The 17,591-nt window shown below is 47.3% G+C and carries 17 protein-coding genes; 2 read left to right on the top strand and 15 right to left on the bottom strand.

The features are described 5' to 3' along the window. Positions 1-164: 164 nt before the first annotated feature. The 5 genes from FYJ66_RS02810 to FYJ66_RS02795 form a co-directional block, all read right to left on the bottom strand. Positions 165-959 carry a basic amino acid ABC transporter substrate-binding protein gene (locus tag FYJ66_RS02810; protein WP_154571993.1) on the bottom strand — a complete coding sequence of 265 codons (795 nt, stop codon included), beginning with the start codon at positions 957-959 and terminating at the stop codon, positions 165-167. A gap of 200 nt (positions 960-1,159) precedes the next feature. Continuing rightward, entirely contained in the window at positions 1,160-1,636 is a 477-nt protein-coding gene (locus FYJ66_RS09265) for a threonine/serine exporter family protein (protein WP_235897331.1), read from the bottom strand. Between the two features lies 1 nt (position 1,637). Continuing rightward, the gene (locus FYJ66_RS09260; RefSeq protein ID WP_235897330.1) at positions 1,638-2,396 is read right to left on the bottom strand and encodes a threonine/serine exporter family protein; all 759 of its coding nucleotides are present in this window, start codon (positions 2,394-2,396) and stop codon (positions 1,638-1,640) included. A 45-nt stretch (positions 2,397-2,441) separates the two neighbouring features. Then, complete coding sequence (locus FYJ66_RS02800; RefSeq protein WP_154571992.1) at positions 2,442-4,142, bottom strand: putative manganese-dependent inorganic diphosphatase; 1,701 nt, start codon at positions 4,140-4,142, stop codon at positions 2,442-2,444. A 115-nt stretch (positions 4,143-4,257) separates the two neighbouring features. Then, positions 4,258-4,734: a peptidylprolyl isomerase gene (locus FYJ66_RS02795; protein ID WP_154571991.1), complete on the bottom strand. Its 477-nt coding sequence runs from the start codon at positions 4,732-4,734 to the stop codon at positions 4,258-4,260. Positions 4,735-5,127: 393 nt separating this feature from the next. On the opposite strand from FYJ66_RS02795, the gene FYJ66_RS02790 reads away from it, so the two are divergent. Continuing rightward, entirely contained in the window at positions 5,128-5,589 is a 462-nt protein-coding gene (locus FYJ66_RS02790; protein ID WP_154571990.1) for a MarR family winged helix-turn-helix transcriptional regulator, read from the top strand. Between the two features lie 94 nt (positions 5,590-5,683). On the opposite strand, the gene FYJ66_RS02785 is transcribed toward FYJ66_RS02790, so the two are convergent. The 4 genes from FYJ66_RS02785 to hcp form a co-directional block, all read right to left on the bottom strand. Next, positions 5,684-6,220, bottom strand: coding sequence for a flavodoxin family protein (locus tag FYJ66_RS02785; protein ID WP_206156975.1), 537 nt, complete (start codon positions 6,218-6,220; stop codon positions 5,684-5,686). A gap of 150 nt (positions 6,221-6,370) precedes the next feature. Then, positions 6,371-7,405: a D-2-hydroxyacid dehydrogenase gene (locus FYJ66_RS02780; RefSeq protein ID WP_206156974.1), complete on the bottom strand. Its 1,035-nt coding sequence runs from the start codon at positions 7,403-7,405 to the stop codon at positions 6,371-6,373. Positions 7,406-7,838: 433 nt separating this feature from the next. Next, positions 7,839-8,570: a flavodoxin domain-containing protein gene (locus tag FYJ66_RS02775; RefSeq protein ID WP_154571987.1), complete on the bottom strand. Its 732-nt coding sequence runs from the start codon at positions 8,568-8,570 to the stop codon at positions 7,839-7,841. 225 nt (positions 8,571-8,795) lie between these two features. Then, a complete protein-coding gene (hcp, locus tag FYJ66_RS02770; protein ID WP_154571986.1) occupies positions 8,796-10,433 on the bottom strand; it encodes a hydroxylamine reductase in 1,638 nt (545 codons plus the stop codon). Between the two features lie 246 nt (positions 10,434-10,679). Between hcp and FYJ66_RS02765 the strand changes: the two genes are divergently transcribed. Further along, positions 10,680-11,351 (top strand): Crp/Fnr family transcriptional regulator, encoded by a 672-nt coding sequence (locus FYJ66_RS02765; RefSeq protein ID WP_154571985.1) that lies wholly within the window; start codon positions 10,680-10,682, stop codon positions 11,349-11,351. 29 nt (positions 11,352-11,380) lie between these two features. Here the strand turns inward: FYJ66_RS02765 and FYJ66_RS02760 are convergent, their stop codons facing one another. The 6 genes from FYJ66_RS02760 to FYJ66_RS02735 all read right to left on the bottom strand — a co-directional run bounded on the left by FYJ66_RS02760 (position 11,381) and on the right by FYJ66_RS02735 (position 17,591). Continuing rightward, positions 11,381-11,983, bottom strand: a complete 603-nt coding sequence (locus FYJ66_RS02760) for a hypothetical protein (RefSeq protein WP_154571984.1) — start codon at positions 11,981-11,983, stop codon at positions 11,381-11,383. 261 nt (positions 11,984-12,244) lie between these two features. Further along, a complete protein-coding gene (locus FYJ66_RS02755; RefSeq protein ID WP_235897329.1) occupies positions 12,245-13,372 on the bottom strand; it encodes an endonuclease/exonuclease/phosphatase family protein in 1,128 nt (375 codons plus the stop codon). A gap of 135 nt (positions 13,373-13,507) precedes the next feature. Further along, entirely contained in the window at positions 13,508-14,965 is a 1,458-nt protein-coding gene (gene rlmD, locus FYJ66_RS02750; protein WP_154571983.1) for a 23S rRNA (uracil(1939)-C(5))-methyltransferase RlmD, read from the bottom strand. Then, positions 14,966-15,931: a DNA-binding protein WhiA gene (gene whiA / locus FYJ66_RS02745; RefSeq protein ID WP_338071104.1), complete on the bottom strand. Its 966-nt coding sequence runs from the start codon at positions 15,929-15,931 to the stop codon at positions 14,966-14,968. It lies immediately after the preceding gene. Continuing rightward, entirely contained in the window at positions 15,931-16,809 is an 879-nt protein-coding gene (rapZ, locus tag FYJ66_RS02740) for an RNase adapter RapZ (RefSeq protein WP_154571982.1), read from the bottom strand. The genes whiA and rapZ overlap by 1 nt, the downstream gene beginning before the upstream one ends. Then, positions 16,806-17,591, bottom strand: a complete 786-nt coding sequence (locus FYJ66_RS02735; protein WP_154571981.1) for a PHP domain-containing protein — start codon at positions 17,589-17,591, stop codon at positions 16,806-16,808. Before FYJ66_RS02735 ends, rapZ begins: the two co-directional genes overlap by 4 nt.

Here is a 17,591-nt window from a genome sequence, read left to right as displayed (position 1 = left end):
TTATTTGTGTATTTATTTAAATATTGTGTGTTTTTTTGATTAGCCTCACAATCTCATGTAAAAAAACCGGCTCTTTCGAGCCGGTTTATGGTTTATCCTTCGTTGCCGGCACCTGCCGGTGTGAAAGAATTCTCATCTGTCCGGGATTATTCCCGGTATGAATTTTACTTGTGATCCAGGCCTGTTACTCCCCACTTCTTGCAGAGCTTGTCATAGGTTCCATCCTTCATGACATCTTCAAGGCCCTTGTTTACCTTCTTCAGAAGCTCATCGTTCTTCTTGCTTACTGCGATTGCCAGCATGCTGTCATCTGCATTTGCTGTAGAAATGGCTCCTGCAGTCTTGTATGTTCCAGGCTTCTTGTTCATGTACTCATCCAGTACAGGCATATCACCGGCAACTGCGTCCACATCTCCGTTCTCCAGCTGGAGTACACATGTGCTGTATTCATTCAGGGAAACTACCTGTCCGATCTTGCCTTCCTTCTGAAGCTTCTTCAGGTATTCCTCAGTAGTTGTACCAATCTGAACTGCAACCTTTGTGTTTGAATTCATATCTGCTTCAGAGTTGATGGCACTGTTGTTCATTACCATGTAGAACTGACCTGCATTGTAATATGGATCTGAGAAGTTTACGTGCTTTGCCCTTGAAGGAGTCTTGTTCATTCCTGCAACGATCAGATCAGCGTTACCAGCCTCTACAGCCGGTACCAGGGAGTCGAAGCTCATGGTCTTCATCTTTACCTTGAATCCCTGATCCTTGGCGATGGCATTGATGAGGTCGATGTCGAATCCAACCAGCTTGCCATCATCATTTGTGCTCTCGAATGGAGGATATGTAGGCTCGGTTACTGCCACATACTCATCCTTGCTTCCGCTCTTACCACATGATGCCAGCATCACTGCCATGATACAAGACAGGCTTACCAGCAGAACCTTCTTAAATAAACTGCTCTTCATTTCTTTGCTCCTTATGTCTTTCTGAACTAATATTTATACATTGTCATACAAAAGCTTTTCTTAACGTAAGTATAATATAAACCCTGAGGGCAATCATGTCAATAATTTTTATTAATTATTTTGTATATTTTTGCATTAAAGGTTAAACAAAAACACCGGCAGGCTTTTTCCCCCTTGAAATGTCTGCCGGTGTTGCCATACTATGCAGTTTTTCTTCCAGACCTGCGGATTCTGTTCCACAGAAGTGACAGATACTTATTGAAGATCTCGATGATCATGAAGCCAAGGGCAATTGCCAGGCAGGTTACAATAAGATCTATACCCTGAGTCTTTGCCATATGGTTGTCTCCTAACGCAAGGCCGTACATCATCCAGTAAAGCTGAGCTCCCGGAATAACCGGAAAGATAGGAGCTGTAAGGAAAACTGTTGCCGGTGCTTTATTAACCCTCGCCATTATCTGAGCGTATCCGGCAATTACTATTGAAGCAACCATAGTTGCGTAAAAGTTACTTGGATTGTAGTGGTATACGATTACATAAACTCCCCAGCAAATAAAAGCTCCGATACTTGAGTACACCACCTGTTTTCCTCTGATGTTGAACCAGAGGGCAAACCCTGTACATGCTATAGTACTGGAAATAAGCTGGACCAGTACACTTGGACTCATTGGTGCCATATTAAATAATCCCCTTGAATATCATCAGTGAAACAACGATTCCTGCAGCGATTCCCGTAGCTCCCAGAATGGAATTGGTAACGTTCAGGATTCCAGACAGAATATCCCTATGCAGCATATCCCTGATTCCGTTAGTAGTTCCCAGGGCACTGACCAGGAGCATTACCACTCCTGTTGTAATGCTGCCCACATGGTGAGCCAGCCCGAAATACACAGACCATACAATGAAGGTTTCAGCGATGAACGCCAGAATAGCATTGTATATCATCGGGTTTTTCTCCACCTTGCCAAGGCTTAATCCCAGCAGGACTACGATGGTAGATGCAAGAGCTGCAATTATGGTATCCTTCACATCGCAGTTGAAGAACACTCCGAATCCGGCACCACCCATGATGCCTGCCAAAACGGTGATCCATACCGGCTGCTGCCTTCTGTTCAGAACTTCCCTGAGTTTTGCGTCCAGGGTTTCTTTGTTAGGCTTAAAAGAACAAACGTACCTGGACAGGTTGTTCAGGTAATCCAGTCTGTCCATGTTTGCACCGCCAAGAGGAATGTGACGAATCTGGGTAATGATCTTGCCATCTACTGTTTCAACGGTGGCCTGGATGTTGGATGAGATGACCCACACGTTGATGCGCCTGAATCCGTATGCAGCACACATTCTGTACATACTTTCTTCTACCCTCTTGATCTCTGCGCCGCTTTTCAGCATTTCCTCGCCGATATCAAGGAGGCCCTGGAGTATTTTTTCCGGTTCCATATTAACTAATGTATTCCTTTCCCTAGTAATAGATCTCTAGTCTTTTCATATGTAGTTCATGGCAGCCATGAACGCAGGAATAAGCTGCTTTTTCCTGGAAAGCAGTCCTGGAACGTTTACGGCATTGTCCTTCTGTTCCAGATTCGGATATGCGTTGCTCACCACATCTGGGGCCCGGTCACCGGCAAAGAGGATTTCTGATGAACTGGTTTTAATATTGGTCAGCAGGAAAAAGGCCATGGAAATATCTGTTTTATCCAGTTCTTTCTGCAGCACCGGCTGAATTTTCTCCTTGATGAGCTCCAGCTCATCTCCGTCCATGGAGCTGATCTGCCCTACGCCGAAGCTGTGGCCAGCCATGTTGAATTTCTTGTAGTCCTGGAAAAATATTTCTTCTGCTGACTTGTTCTTCAAATCTGAACCTGCCTTGAACATGGCCTGGGCGAAGTCTTCAATGTTTATCTCCGCAATCAGAGCCAGTGCTCCTGCAGCCATTTTGTCATGAAGAGTACAGGTTGGGGACCGGAACATCAAGGTGTCCGAAATAATGGCCCCTGCCAGCAGCCCCGCTATGTCACGAGGAATGTCCAGTCCTTTTTCCACATACATCTGATAGAGTATGGTGGCAGTACATCCTACCGGCTGGTTCACGAAATATATTGGCTGAAGGGTCTGAAGGGTTCCCAGGCGATGGTGATCGATTATCTCCAGAATCTCTCCTTCATCAATATTGTCTACGGCCTGTGATTTCTCGTTGTGGTCCACCAGGATCAGCTGTCTCTTCTTGATGCCCAGCAGGTTTCTCCTGGATACTGTTCCGATGTAGTTTCCTTTGCTGTCCACTACAGGAAAGGCTCTGTGCCTGGTGCTGGCCATAACGGACCTTAGCTTGTCCGTGTAATCGTCAAGCCTGAAAGAATCGATGTCGTCCCTGATCATGATGGCCTGAAGTGGAACGCTTTTGTTGATCTCCCTGGTAACGGAATAGGTGTCCATGTCCGTCTCCATAATTACAGATCCCATGGAAGCGGCTTTCTCCACCGTCTCCTTGTCTGCTGATGCACCCAGGCAGAGAATCAGGCAGCCTGCCCCCTTTTCCAGTGCTGCGATATGGTTCTCGTTTCTGTCCACGAGAATTACCAGGTCTCCGGCTTCTACTACCTTCTTCATTCTCTCTGGAACGGCTGCTCCCACAAGAACCTTGCCGTGGTCAAAGATCTTCTCAGGATCGCCGGTTACAATTCTGGCCTGAACCCTTTCTGCAATGTCTCCAAATCGGGTTCTGGCATCTGAGAGGAAGTGGGTATTGTCCATGTCCATAAAGGTTCTGGCAATATCTCCCTTAGTCACAAGACCGATGACCTTCCCGTTTTCTGTAACAGGCAGGGTTACTGCATCTGTGTCGTTCATCAGATCCCAGGCGGTGCCGATGGACATTTCCTTTGGCACTCCGGGGGTCATTCTTATTTCCATATCCCGGACCTGTGTGGATACATCGCTTATGTATTCCGGATCAGGAACATCGAAGTAATCCAGAACGAATCTGGTTTCGCTGCTGATCTCGCCGGCTCTCCCCGGCACGTACTTGTGGCTGTGACTAACACGGTTCTTAATGTCCGCATAGGCGATTGCCGAACATATGGAGTCTGTATCCGGATTCTTGTGTCCGATTACAGTGATCTTTCTTTCGATCTTTCTGTGCTCCGGTTTTCGCTTCTCCTTATTCTCCTGTTCTGATTTCCCCATATACACCCGTACACTTTCCCGGCTGACCAGCAACCTGTGACCTGCGGTCCGCCGTTTTTTCTAAAAAGCCCGGGCATTACGCCCGGGATATTCTGCTGTCCGGAGATTCCCGGTACTACTTCATTCTGATTGACTTGATCTTCTGGTCTTCCAGCGGCTTATCGAAATAATCTCTCTTAACGTTGACAATTCTGTCAGCAACGTCCATTCCGCTGGTAATCTTGCCGAAAGCGGCATACTGACCGTCCAGATGAGGTGCATCAGATGTCATAATGAAGAACTGGGAACCTGCTGAATCCGGGTCCATTGCTCTTGCCATGGAAAGAACTCCTCTGGTATGCTTCAGGTCGTTCTTAAATCCGTTAGCAGTAAATTCTCCCTTGATGGTGTATCCCGGACCGCCCATTCCGTTACCCTGAGGGCAGCCTCCCTGAATCATGAATCCTGGAATAACTCTGTGGAATATAAGTCCATCATAGAAATTCTTCTGGATCAGGCTCTCGAAATTCTTAACTGTCTCAGGAGCAATGTCCTCGTACAGCTCGCCTTCCATGATTCCGCCATCTTCCATTTCAATAATGAATTCCTTCATCTATAATCCTCATTCTTTCTGTATAAATTAATTTCTGTTCTCGCAGTGAAGGAATCTTCCTGCAAGACACAATACCACTGGTATCTTACCATGTAATTAAATGTGGCTCAACGGTGGCAGCCCTTCAAAGGGCCCTGAAAATTGTTTATTTTAATAAGGTTGTCACCTTAATATAGTATTGACATGTATTCTTTATTCACTGTAAAATAAGCTGAAATTTAATATTGCGCAATTGAATTGTCTCCTGCCATTTCATGGGTCAGGAGGCCCTGTACTCAGCGAATACGGAGAAACAGATTGTGCAGGTAATCATAATCAAACAAAGGATCACCTTTACGATACACCACGAAATAATACGAAATAATACGAAAGAACATGAAAGGAAATAATACTATGGCCGCGCCTGAAGATAAATACGATAAGCTGAAGCTGGACCATCAGCTGTGCTTCCCCCTTTACGCCTGTGCAAAGGAACTGGTAAAACAATACAAGCCATTTCTCGATCCCCTGGGCCTTACATACACCCAGTACCTGGTCATGATGGTCCTCTGGGAAGAACGGGAGATCCGGGTCAAGGACCTGGGCAGTCGGCTTTTCCTTGATTCCGGCACACTTACGCCCCTTCTCAAGAGAATGGAGGGCAAAGGCCTTGTTACCAGGCGCCGCCCTGAAGAAGACGAGCGGAACCTTATCATTACCATTACGGATAAAGGTTTTGAACTGCGAGATGAGGCGGTGAAGATTCCTTCACGAATGGCCTGCATTCTGCCAATAGGTCAGGACAGAGCCCGCAGCCTTTATAATACCCTCTACGATCTTCTGGGAATCATGAACGGAACTGAACAGAACAAATAGCGGAAATAATGCAAAACCGCTCCGGCCGGCGATATTCCACGGTCAGAGCGGTTTTTAATACCTGTTTCATTGTCTTTTCATTGTCGTAAACGAATCAGAAGCTCTTGCCCAGCCTGTATGCCTGAGCCGGATAGCTGGATTTCATTACATCTTCAGCACACCCGCAGCCCTGGGCAGCTATGATTCCTTTATTTTCCCAGCCGAAATACCTGAGCATCAGCTGATATGTATTTACGCATCCTGTGCAGGAATCTTCTTCATCATCTGCAAAGGCCGTAATGAAAGCCGCCTTCTTGTCCTGTTCAAGAAGCTTGTCGTTGAAAGCGTAAAACCTGTTTACAGCAGCAGCCAGCTGGGCGTTCATGCCAAAGTAATAAACCGGCGTTACGAAAACCACTGCGTCGGACCCAAGTACCAGAGGTCTCAGCTCTTCCATATCGTCCTTGAAAACACACCCGTCTCCTGTCTTGTGGCACCGTTCACAGGCCATGCATGGATGGATGCTCTTAAAGGAAGCTTCAAAACAGTCTACCTGATGTCCTGCTTCTTCTGCTCCCGCAATAAAATTCTCTGTCAGCAGAGCGGTGGATCCGCTCTTGTGAGGGCTGCCTGAAATAACTAATATCTTCATCGCAAACACTCCTTTCGCGTACATCCTCCTGTATACACTAGAATTGTACTCCAACTGACACACTATTACCAGCCAGCCACCAGGCCAGTGTGATAACAACCATAACTCCAAGAACCTGCTTTTCAACAGGCTGCCAGAGGCCCTGGCCCATCAGTATCCCAGGCCCAGGTCTATGAGATGATCCAGCTTCTCCCCTTTTCTGTAGTGGTCAAGGTTTCTGCAGAACTGGCCTATTATCAGTTCCCTTGTGTATCTCAAAGTCATGTTTCCCGCCACATGAGGAGTGACGATGCAGTTCTTCATAGTCCAAAGAGGATCATCCTCAGGCAGGGGCTCATTTTCCATAACATCAAGAGCTGCTCCCCAGATTCTGCCTTTTTCCAGGGCTTCCACCAGATCCTTCTGAACCACTGAAGAGCCCCGGCCCACATTAACAAGTACCGCTGAATCCTTCATTGCTGAAAGGATTGTGCTGTCCACCATTCCCGCTGTCTCTTCTGTGCCCGGAAGGCTCATGACCACTGCGTCCCCCTGGCCAATAACATCCTTCAGCTCTCTGAATGTATGCATTTCATCATATACTCCCGGGCACCGTTCTTTTCCAGACCGGCTTACGCCCATGATCCTCCCTGCTCCCAGAGCCTTTGCCTTCTTTGCAAAAGTCGTACCTATATTCCCGGTTCCCAGCACTACAAAATCCGATCCCATTATGGACTTCATCTCAACCCTCGGTCCCCAGCTGTGTTCCTGCTGACACCGGTTGTAATCCCACTGGCGCCTCCAGAGCATGAGAAGAACCATGATGATGTGTTCACTGATAGTTGGGCCGTATGCCCCGGAAGAATTGGTCAGCATTACTCCTGAATGAGGCATTATGGAACTGCCATCTTCTCTTGGAAAATATACGTCTATGCCTGCGTAGGTATCGGCAGCCCATCTCAGGTTCTGGCTGGTCTGATCCACAAATCGCCCTCTTGAAGTAAGGATGATTTCAGAGTCCCTCAGCCATTCCAGCTGCTCTTCCTTTTCCCTTACGCTGATTTCATCTCTGTCCATTAGATGCCTGTCTATGAACCGGATGGCGTATCCCATGTCTTCAGCCTTTTTCTTAAGCTCCTCCCTCAGGTCCGGCTCAAGAAAGGTCACAGATGCAGCCACTTTTCCAGTTGTATATTGATATCCCATTGCTATCCTCTCCTTCTTCTCTAGTTGCTTCAATAATACAAAAAAGAAAAGTGCGGCACAATTGCCGCACTCCCACAGAACAATCAACATATTTGGTTTCTTGTAACCTGGCCGGACATCAGCGTATAAAACCAGGCACAGGGATTAGCTGAGTACCGCTGCAGGCAGCATGAACATCGTAACGAAATAAATAAGCAACAGAACTACTACCATCTTCATTGCCCTTGTTCTTCTCATTTCGCGACCTCCTTGCGTTTCCCCTTCACACGGAATCAGAGTTCTATCTGCCTGTTGAAAGGATTCATCTATAATCTCCTCTCTTGCCTGCATTATAGTTGCAAGGAATAATTGTGTCAACACCTAAATTTATGGTGCAATTCTGTGTTGTAATGACAATTTTATTTCAATAGTTATGTTGTCACTTTTGTTGTCTCTATCTGCCCTTTCTTATGACCTTTTTTAACAGGAAAAGAGGAGTGGCGATAACAGCTCCGGCGATAACCGTTGCTGCCTGGTTAAACCTTCTGTCCTCAGGGGAGATTCTCGACCTGTCTGACAGAGGCTTTCCTCTTCTTTTTTTCAAGTCTTCTTTCAACATCCCTGTCTCTTTCCTGCTTCCAAAGTTAGTGACCATGGAGGCAGGCTTTCTATCCTGGCCCTCAGATTCTCTTCCTTCACCTGGCAGCTCTGCCCCGGCCTGTTCCCTTTCACTTTCCAGGCGGTCCATCATTTCATTGAAAAAGTTAACAGCGCTCCTTATCTCCATAGCAGATGGATGTTTCAGCTTTCCGGAGCGGCCGTTTACTGAAATGGACCCTCTGCAGCAGTAGGCACCTGCCACACCTGCTGCCCGCCCTTTAGCCATTTCCATGAGAGGCTCGAGATATGAATTCTTGCCGGAACCACTGGTACATACGAAAAACACTTTCTTGCCTCTTGGCAGATCCTCTTCCATGATTCTCATGATGGCCTTGTCAATACTTCCGTAATAAATTCCCGATGCGAAGCCGATAAGATCGTAGTCCGAAAGATCTATGTGATTACACGACCTTGCGTTATACAGGTCTATATTGTTTCCCGCTGCTATGGCGTCCACCAGTATTCGCGTATTTCCATTGTTTCTGGAACTGTATACTATTGCAGTTCTGATATTACTTTTGCTCATGATAAGATCCCCTCTTCAACCATTTGAACTTGACTAAGGGATATCATGTTATCCTATGTCCTGTCAAGATTCCCCCTCAGTGAAGATTCTTAACTTTCCTTGTAAAAAAAGAATGGATGCCGCACAGAATGCGGCACCCACCTACAGGTTTATTTATTTGGACAATAAACGGAAAAGTGCCTTTTGCCGGCAGTCCCCCGCTGGTGAACAAAATTTTTACAAAGACTACTGAATTCCGAAGATCTTCATGTCGTCTTCTACACTTGAGATTCCTGCAATACCGAAGTTCTCTACCAGTACGTTTGCAACGTTTGGTGACAGGAATGCAGGCAGTGTAGGTCCCAGGTGAATGTTCTTCACACCCAGGTGCAGAAGTGCCAGCAGTACGATAACAGCCTTCTGCTCATACCATGCGATATTGTATGCAATAGGAAGCTCGTTTACATCTTTTACTCCGAAAATCTCTACCAGCTTGAGGGCGATAAGAGCCAGGGAGTAAGAATCGTTGCACTGACCAGCATCCAGAACTCTTGGAATTCCGTTGATATCCCCCAGATTCAGCTTGTTGTACTTGTACTTGGCACATCCTGCTGTGAGAATTACTGTGTCCTTAGGCAGAGCCTGTGCAAACTCAGTATAGTAGTTTCTGCTCTTCATGCGGCCGTCGCAGCCTGCCATTACAACGAACTTCTTGATAGCGCCGGACTTAACAGCCTCAACGATCGGATCAGCCAGAGCGAATACCTGCTCATGAGCAAATCCTCCTACGATCTCTCCTGTCTCGATCTCTGTTGGAGCCGGGCACTCCTTTGCCTGCTGGATGATAGCTGAGAAATCCTTTGTCTCGCCATACTTTCCGTCGATGTGTCTGCATCCTGGATATCCAGCTGCACCTGTGGTCCACAGTCTGTCCTTGTAGCTGTCCTTAGGTGGAACGATGCAGTTTGTTGTCATCAGAATAGGTCCGTTGAAGCTCTCGAACTCTTCCTTCTGCTTCCACCATGCGTTTCCGTAGTTTCCTGCAAAGTTGTCATACTTCTTGAAGAATGGATAATAGTGGGCTGGCAGCATCTCTGAATGTGTGTATACATCAACGCCTGTTCCCTTTGTCTGCTCAAGCAGCATCTCCAGGTCCTTAAGATCGTGACCGGAAATGAGGATTCCAGGGTTCTTTCTAACACCGATGTCTACCTTTGTTATCTCAGGGTTTCCGTATGTATCTGTGTTTGCCTTGTCCAGGAGAGCCATTCCCTGTACGCCGAACTTACCTGTTTCCAGTGTGAGGGCAACCAGGTCGTTAACAGTAAGGCTGTCGTCAAGAGTCTTAGCCAGAGCTTCCTGAATAAATGCGTCAACCTGCTGGTCCTCATGAAGAAGAGCGTTAGCATGCTTCATGTATGCAGCCAGACCCTTCAGTCCGTAAGTGATCAGCTCTCTCAGTGATCTGATGTCTTCATCCTTTGTAGCCAGAACACCTACGCCGTTTGCTGCAGCACCATACTCATCTCTTGAAACGCACCACTTTGCTGCTGCAGGAAGAGTGGAAGAATCCTTAACCTGCTCAAGGAGCTGAACCTTTGTGTTCAGAGTCATCTCAACTCTGTCTGCAATCTCCTCGAGATCGAAGTTTGCATTAGTAATAGTTGTGAACAGGTTTACTGTAACCAGGTGGTTAACCTCTTCTGCAACCTTTGTTCCCTCTGCTCTAAGCTGTGTAGTTACTGCAGAAAGTCCCTTTGTTACGTAGATCAGCAGATCCTGCATTGCTGCAACCTCAGGGGTCTTGCCGCATACGCCCTTGATGGTGCATCCGCTGCATCCTGCAGTCTCCTGACACTGATAACAAAACATCTTGTTCTCCATAATCATTACCTCACTGTTATCCTAAGCTGTACTTTATCTTTCTATGTATTACCGTTTCCTTTTGACGCCATTATAGTAACCCTGTGGCGGAAGAGTGTATGTTGCCTGTGCAACGCATTTGTTATATTATAAAAAAAGAATTTTAAGAGGCCGGACTGTAGCGAAATCTAAACAACTGCTGCAGAAACTTCCGGGCCAGGGGGCATCAGTACTGCTGACTGTTTAATCGAAAAGCAGGTGAATAGCATGAAAAAAACACCAGACATCAATTATCAGGACATTCCTCTGTTCGAAAATATTTCAGAAGAGGATCTTAATACCCTTCTCCTTTGTTTACGGAGCTACGAGCGCTCTTTCAACAAGGGGGAAGTGATTATCCTTGACAATGAAAGCGTTCATTATATTGGCATCGTCCTCAGCGGAACGGTCCACATGATCAAGGAGGATATCTGGGGCGAAAAGGCTCTCATGACATACATGGAACCGGGAGAACTGTTCGGCGAATCCTTTGCAGTACGGAGAAACTCCCAGTCCAGTGTGACCTTTACTGCCGGCAGAGCCTGCAACATCCTGTTCGTTCCTTCTGCCAACATTATTCACAGCTGTCCACGCCGCTGCACCTTCCACACCCAGCTGACTCAGAACATGTTTGACCTGCTGGGCCTTAAGAGCCAGCAGCTTATGGAAAAAATAGAGATTTCATCAAAGCCTTCTATGCGGGAAAAAATCCTGGCCTATCTTTCCATGCTTTCCCAGCGCCAGGGGTCCAGATACGTAAAAAGCCCTCTGACCCGCACCGGACTTGCAGAATACCTTTCTGTAAACCGGAGCTCCATGACCAGGGAGCTTTCAGCCATGCGGGACGAGGGACTTATTGATTTTGACAAAGATACCTATGTAATTAAAGACAGGGGCTAGCTGTCAACAGGAAAACATTCGTCCTGGGATTAAGCTGCCTTTACAATGGCAAAGCCTGTGCTTCCTTCTCTTACTACATCAAAGCCGGCACCGGATGCAACGCCCTTCATGTAAGCCAGTCTCAGCTCATAATACCAGTCAGGGTTTCCACCTACAGCGTCCCAGTGGGTTCTGTGAATGTCCTGGGTCTGATCCCATGCGACGCAGTTTTCTTCCTGTCTGTTTACCACGTTGATTCTGTCACATGGCATTCCGTTCAGGAGAGCATCGTCCAGGTCCTTGTATATATCGAAGGCTGAAGACCCTTCCCTTGCGCTGTTGTTTTTTCCTTCCTCAAAGGCCAGAACCTTCAGTGCTTCCATTCTGTCTTCCTCTGCGTTCAGCAGTCTTGACACCAGGCTTGCATATTTTCCTTCAGCATCGTTGATCATACCCTGAAGCCATCCGTGAATGTTGCCCAGGTCGATGGCCTCCTCAAGAGGCCTGTTGCTGCTGCCCTTGTATTCTTCTGCCTGCTTCTCTGTTATCCAGCCTCTGTTTACGGCCAGATTGCTGATATCCTCAGTCATCTTCTCCTGTACCTGAATCTTGTTGTACATCCAGTAGTGGATAGGTCCCAGAAATGCGCTCATAATATCCTCCCTGTATCTAAACTCTATGTTGTTCTATGTTATGTCCTTGTTGTCTACAGCCAGATAATACAACTTGACAGGAACAGTCACTGTTGCAAGAGCAACAAAGATTCAGTCATTGCCGGAGTCCGGTGTTTTAGCCACAAAATCAGCCGTAAAAAAGCCGCCAGTTCTTTGAAGATTTTTCAAAGAATCAGCGGCAGATCATTTACCATTTCTCATGACCGCAAATCTGGCTGCAGTCAGAGAGCTGTTTTTTTCCTAGTTCAAAACGAATTTCATTACAACCGGGTTGTGATCTGAGTTCTTAAATGACAGGTTCTGGGTTTTTACTGAGTTCACAGTAACGTTATCTGAAACGATGAACCCGTCGATGCTGTAGTACTGGAATTTGTCAGGGTCAGCACCTTTGAAGGCTCTGTCCAGGGACCTGCAGCTTGGATCGGAATTGTCCATAAGGAGCCTGTATCCCTTGAACTGGCTGTAGTCCAGAACTCCCGGCTTCCATGTTCCCGGATACTGCTTAAATGCTGTCACATCGGCCTCAGAGAAACATTGGTTAAAATCGCCTCCGGCAATTACATAGTTACCCTTGGCTCTTTCCTTATCCATTACGTCTCTCAGCATTTTCGTCTGTTTGATCTTTCCTGTTCCACTGTCGTAGGCCTCCAGGTGAAGGTTTATGAGGACCAGCTCTTTGCTGCTTCCATTGATCTTCACCCTGTCCACCATCAGGCAGCGCTTGAGGTTTCCAAGGGAAACAGGCCACTTAAACGGACAGTAAAGCTGTCTTCTTACAGAATTCTGTATCTTATAGTCGGAGCTGGTGAGGATTCCAGAGTTTACCTTGCCAATAGGAGGCACAGGATATGGAATGAACTTCACCCTGAAATTATATGCAAAAGTAGAATCTCCATTGCTGCGGCCATTGCGGATAAGCCTGGCTTCGTCAATACCACTGGACCGGTGGGAGTCTCTGTCCACCTCCTGGAAGAATGCGAAATCAGGATCAATGGCACTCACTTCTTCGCTTATGCCCTTCATGTTCTCCATCACCCGCTTTTCATCAGCGGTCTTTACTGATTTACCGCCGTCCATGAAAAAATCTGCGTTATCTCCCAGGGCGCCGTATCCTATATTCCAGGTGAGAATCGATAATTCTTTTCCCTGGTCCACCTTGTTTATAGCATCTGTTCCACTGGTAACTCCCAGGTTCTCCTTTGCAGCCGGTTTGAACTCTGTTGCTGTCAGATAACCGAACAGAAGGGCTGTGGCTGCCAGAACAGCCAGTACGAATATCCAAAGTACTCTCAGGACCTTTCGCAGACCCGAAAGCTCCCTCCAGGGTCTGAGGCCTTTTTTCTTTGTGGTTTCCATATTGATAGCCAACACTTTCCTAATTATCCAAAAAAACATAGTACATGGCCTGCCAGGAAATTCACCGGCAGAGCCAATATGTACTATGATACAGACAAATCACGTACGTTTAAAGGTGCAATTTCAAATAATGTTCAAACCTGCAGTTTATTGGATCTTCTGAAGGAAGCAAACGGTCTCTATCTCCGTGGTCCACGGGAACATGTCGAAGGGAATTGCTTCCGCAAATTCATATCCCATTTCCCCCAGCTTCCTGATATCTCTTGCCATGGTTCCCGGATCGCAGGAAACATATACAATCCGGTTTGCCCCTGTGGTGCCGGCTGTTTCCAGGAGTTTTTCATCACAGCCCTTTCTCGGCGGATCAAGGATAACAACCCTGTCTTCTGTATCCTGCCACGGAATGCCAAAGGTATCGTTGTCTCTGACTCCACTCTCCAGCTTGTCCAGAAGTTCCGGCAGCACTTCCTCGGCCTTTCCAGTATAGTACCGGGCGTTGACAATTCCGTTTATGGCTGCATTCCTGTTGGCGTCAATTATGGCAGGTTTTATGGATTCGATTCCGATAATATATCTGCTGCTTTCTGCCAGAGGGAGGCCCAGGGTTCCGATTCCGCAGTACAGGTCAAGGATCACCTTATGTTTGTCAGGTTCTGCAAATTTGCAGACTTGTGAGCACAGGTTTCTCATCTGCAGCGGGTTGATCTGGTAAAAAGCCAGCGGGGAAATTTCGTATTTTATCTGGTTTTTCATTGCCGGCTGGCTGAATTCTGCCAGGTCGGTGATTGTGGGTGTGCCGGCCAGGGTGGTCAGGCGTGGTGAGAAATCACGGAGGTTTTTGTTTTTGTTGGTGTGGAGGACCACGCTGGCCAGGTACAGATCGTCTTCCGTTTCTTCTACGGCCTGGTCAATGGCTGTAATTATTTTTTCGGCAGATGGCATTTTTGTATCTGCTGCTGTGAAAATCACCATCATCTGTCCTGTACCCAGGGCCCACTTAACGGTTACCTGGCGCAGGAATCCTCTGGCTTTTTTGTCGTCGTAGGCCTTCAGAGTTCTGTCATTAAGGAATTCACGAATTTTGTTGCACACAGCCATAACAGATTCCGGCAAAAGCTGACAATCTGTTATATCTGCTATCTCGTGGCTGCCCCTTTTTCTGAATCCAATATGGGCACCTTTGACAGCGAATTCCACCTTGTCCCTGTATCTGAAAAGTTCCGGTGAGGCAACTGTTTCTGCCACCTGAGGGTTTTCAACGCCTCCGATTCTGGACAGTTTATTGATCACCTGTCTTCTTTTTATTTCCAGCTGCTTTTCATATTTCAGCTGTCTGTAGGCACATCCGCCGCATTCTCCTCTGCCATCTCTGCCCTGGAAAAAAGGACAGTCGGACTCTCTCCTGAAAGGAGATGGTGAGACTACCTCTTTAGTTACTGCCAGGGCGAAGTTCTTCTTCAGCTTTTTTATCTCTGCCAGAACCCTGTCTCCGGGAACTGCTCCTTCCACAAAAACGGCCAGGTCTTCTGCCCGGCCAAAACCTTTTCCATCATCGCTGACGTCTGTTATGTCCAGTTCGATGATCTGTCCTTCTTTTATATCCATCTATTCCTCCCCTAAAGTCTCTTCTGCCAGCTGGTGTATCCTTCTGAATCTCTTGTTGACTCCCCCTTTCTGAATGGGAGGATTGAGGGCCTCTCCTATTTCAGTAAGGCTGGCTTCAGGCCTTTCCAGGCGGAGAACCGCTACCTGCCTGAGCTGCTCCGGCAAACCATCGATTCCCATTTTTTCCTGGATGGCTCTAATGTCTCTAAGCTGTCTTTCTGAGGCGTTCAGCGCTCTGTCCACATTGGCATTGTCGCAGTTTGCTATTCTGGCAGCCTCTCCCTTTATGCCTCTTTCTATTTTGATGTTCTCGAATTCCAGCATGGAGTTGCTGGCTCCCATAATGCCAAGCATATCTCCTATATAGTCGGCTTTCTTGATGTAGACAACCCAGTCGCTTCCCCGCTCTGTTACGGAAGCGCTTAAGTCTGTAAATGTGCCTATGAGTTTTTTCAGATCCCAGGCCACCTGCCTGCTGTCCAGGACAAATTCCATGTGGTAGCCCTTGTGAGGATCGGAAATAGTTCCGCAGCCCAGGAACAGCCCTCTGATGTAGGCTTTCTTGCAGCCCTTGTTTCTCACAATAGGCTGGTAGATGCCATCAGACAGGTAGTCGTTTCCTTCTCTGATAAGCATCATTCCCGTCTCCCGCAGGATCTTCTCGCTTTTGTCCTCCGGTCTGATCCTCAGGGCGTACCGGTATCCTTTTTTCTCTGCCTTACCAGGCATCTGTGACATGCCTACTTCCAGGCCGGGATTGCAGTCGAAATAATCTCGTATCAGCATTTTGTAGTGCCGCGCCACAGCCGGATTCTCCGTTGCTGCCAGTATGGAAAATTTTCCTCCTCCCGCAAGGCGAAGGCTCCCGGAAACACGCAGGAATCCGGAAATCTCCGCAAGCATGTGATCCTTGTTTTCCACGTTAATACGAGCCAGTTCTCCCTTAAGCTCTGATGAAAATGACACTATTTCTTAGCTCCTTTTCTGACAAAATCCAGATCTCTGTGATTCAGGGTGACTATGTAACCCTCATTCTTGAAGATCTCCGCCATGGCGTTTGCCACTGCCACGGAACGGTGGTGGCCTCCTGTACAGCCGAAGGCAATGTTGAGGTGGTACTTTCCTTCGTTGATGAATCCTGGTATCAGGGAATTGATCATCTTGTCACACTGGTCTATGAAGTTTTTCGTAATGTCGAACTTCATTACGTAGCTGCTGACCTTCCGGTTATTTCCTGTAAGAGCCCGGAGGCTGTTTACATAGAAGGGATTGGGAATGAACCTCATGTCGAAAGTAACATCGGTTTCAGACGGAAGGCCGTATTTATATCCGAAACTGGTGACGTTTATGTTGAACTTGCTGCCGCTTTCATCTCCCAGGAAAATCCTGTTCATCTCAATGTTGAACTCGGACACTTTCTTCTTGGTGGTATCTATTACGTAGTCTGCCTTCCTGCGGATTGGCTCAAGTTCATGGCGTTCTTTTTCGATGACTTCCCGGGTAGCCTTCCCCCCTGAAAGAGGGTGCTGCCTTCTGGTCTCGTTGTAGCGGTGAACTAGCGAGTCGGTGGATGCTTCCAGAAAAAGAACCTTGCTGTCCACTCCCTCCATGCTGCGGAGATTGTCGATGCAGGTTACCAGGTCTTTGAAAAAATCTTTTCCTCTTACGTCAGCTACGAATGCGGCCTTTTCGATACCTGTTTTTCCTGCGGCAGTGAGTTCCAGGAAATTGCCTACCAGTGCAGGAGGCATGTTGTCGATACAGTAATATCCCTGATCTTCAAACCAGTCTGCTGCTTTGGTCTTACCTGCTCCCGACATTCCGGAAATGATTATTACCTTCATCTCTGTACCTCCCTTTTTGCAAGATTCAGTATTCTGCTCAGATCTATTCCTGCCTCTTCAGCTCTTGCCACGCTGTCCACATAGCGGCCCACCTGGTCAGGTTTATGGGCGTCACTGCTGATAACAAAATCCACGTCATATGAAGCTGCGATTTTCAGTTCTTCTACAGTCATATGCGTGTGCCTTGCGTTTATTTCCATCCAGGTTCCTCTCTCCTGGCAGGTTCTGGCCAGAGCATCAATGTCGAAAGGCCCCTTGTCTCCCGGATGGGTAAGTATCTTGATATTATTTCTTTCCAGAGCATTTACAGCCATTTCCGTGTTTACCGCCCGGAGGTGCTCCCTGCTTCCTGAAGGTCTTCCGGCTTTTGAATCCACCATGTTTGCAGGCATGTGGCATCCCGGCAGTCCGTAGTGATAGCCGCAGTTAACAAAATCGAAGAGATCAAACCATTCAGGCTTTACGTCCAGGCAGTTTCCTCCGTTGTCAACTATGTTGGCCTCCACTCCCAGGAGGATTTTCATGGCTGGGAAAGCTGCCTTGGCTGCTTCAATGTCCTTCCTTACCTGAGGCAGCTCCTTCATGCTGAGGCCGTAGAACTTATGGCCCGGGCCGTGGTCTGTAATAGCTATTTCCATGATTCCCTGGTCAAAGGCTGATTTCACATTTTCCATAACGGTACCCTTACCGTGTCTGTATGGACCCATGTGAGAATAAATTGTATGGGTATGGAGGTCAAAGGTCAGTCTCCATTCGTTTTTTATTGATTCCAGATCTGTCAC

It is taken from the genome of Allobaileyella intestinalis (genome assembly GCF_009695865.1).
Lineage (GTDB): Bacteria > Bacillota > Clostridia > Peptostreptococcales > Anaerovoracaceae > Allobaileyella > Allobaileyella intestinalis.
Note: the sequence above shows the minus strand (reverse complement) of the source record. Positions and strands in the feature narration are given on the sequence as shown.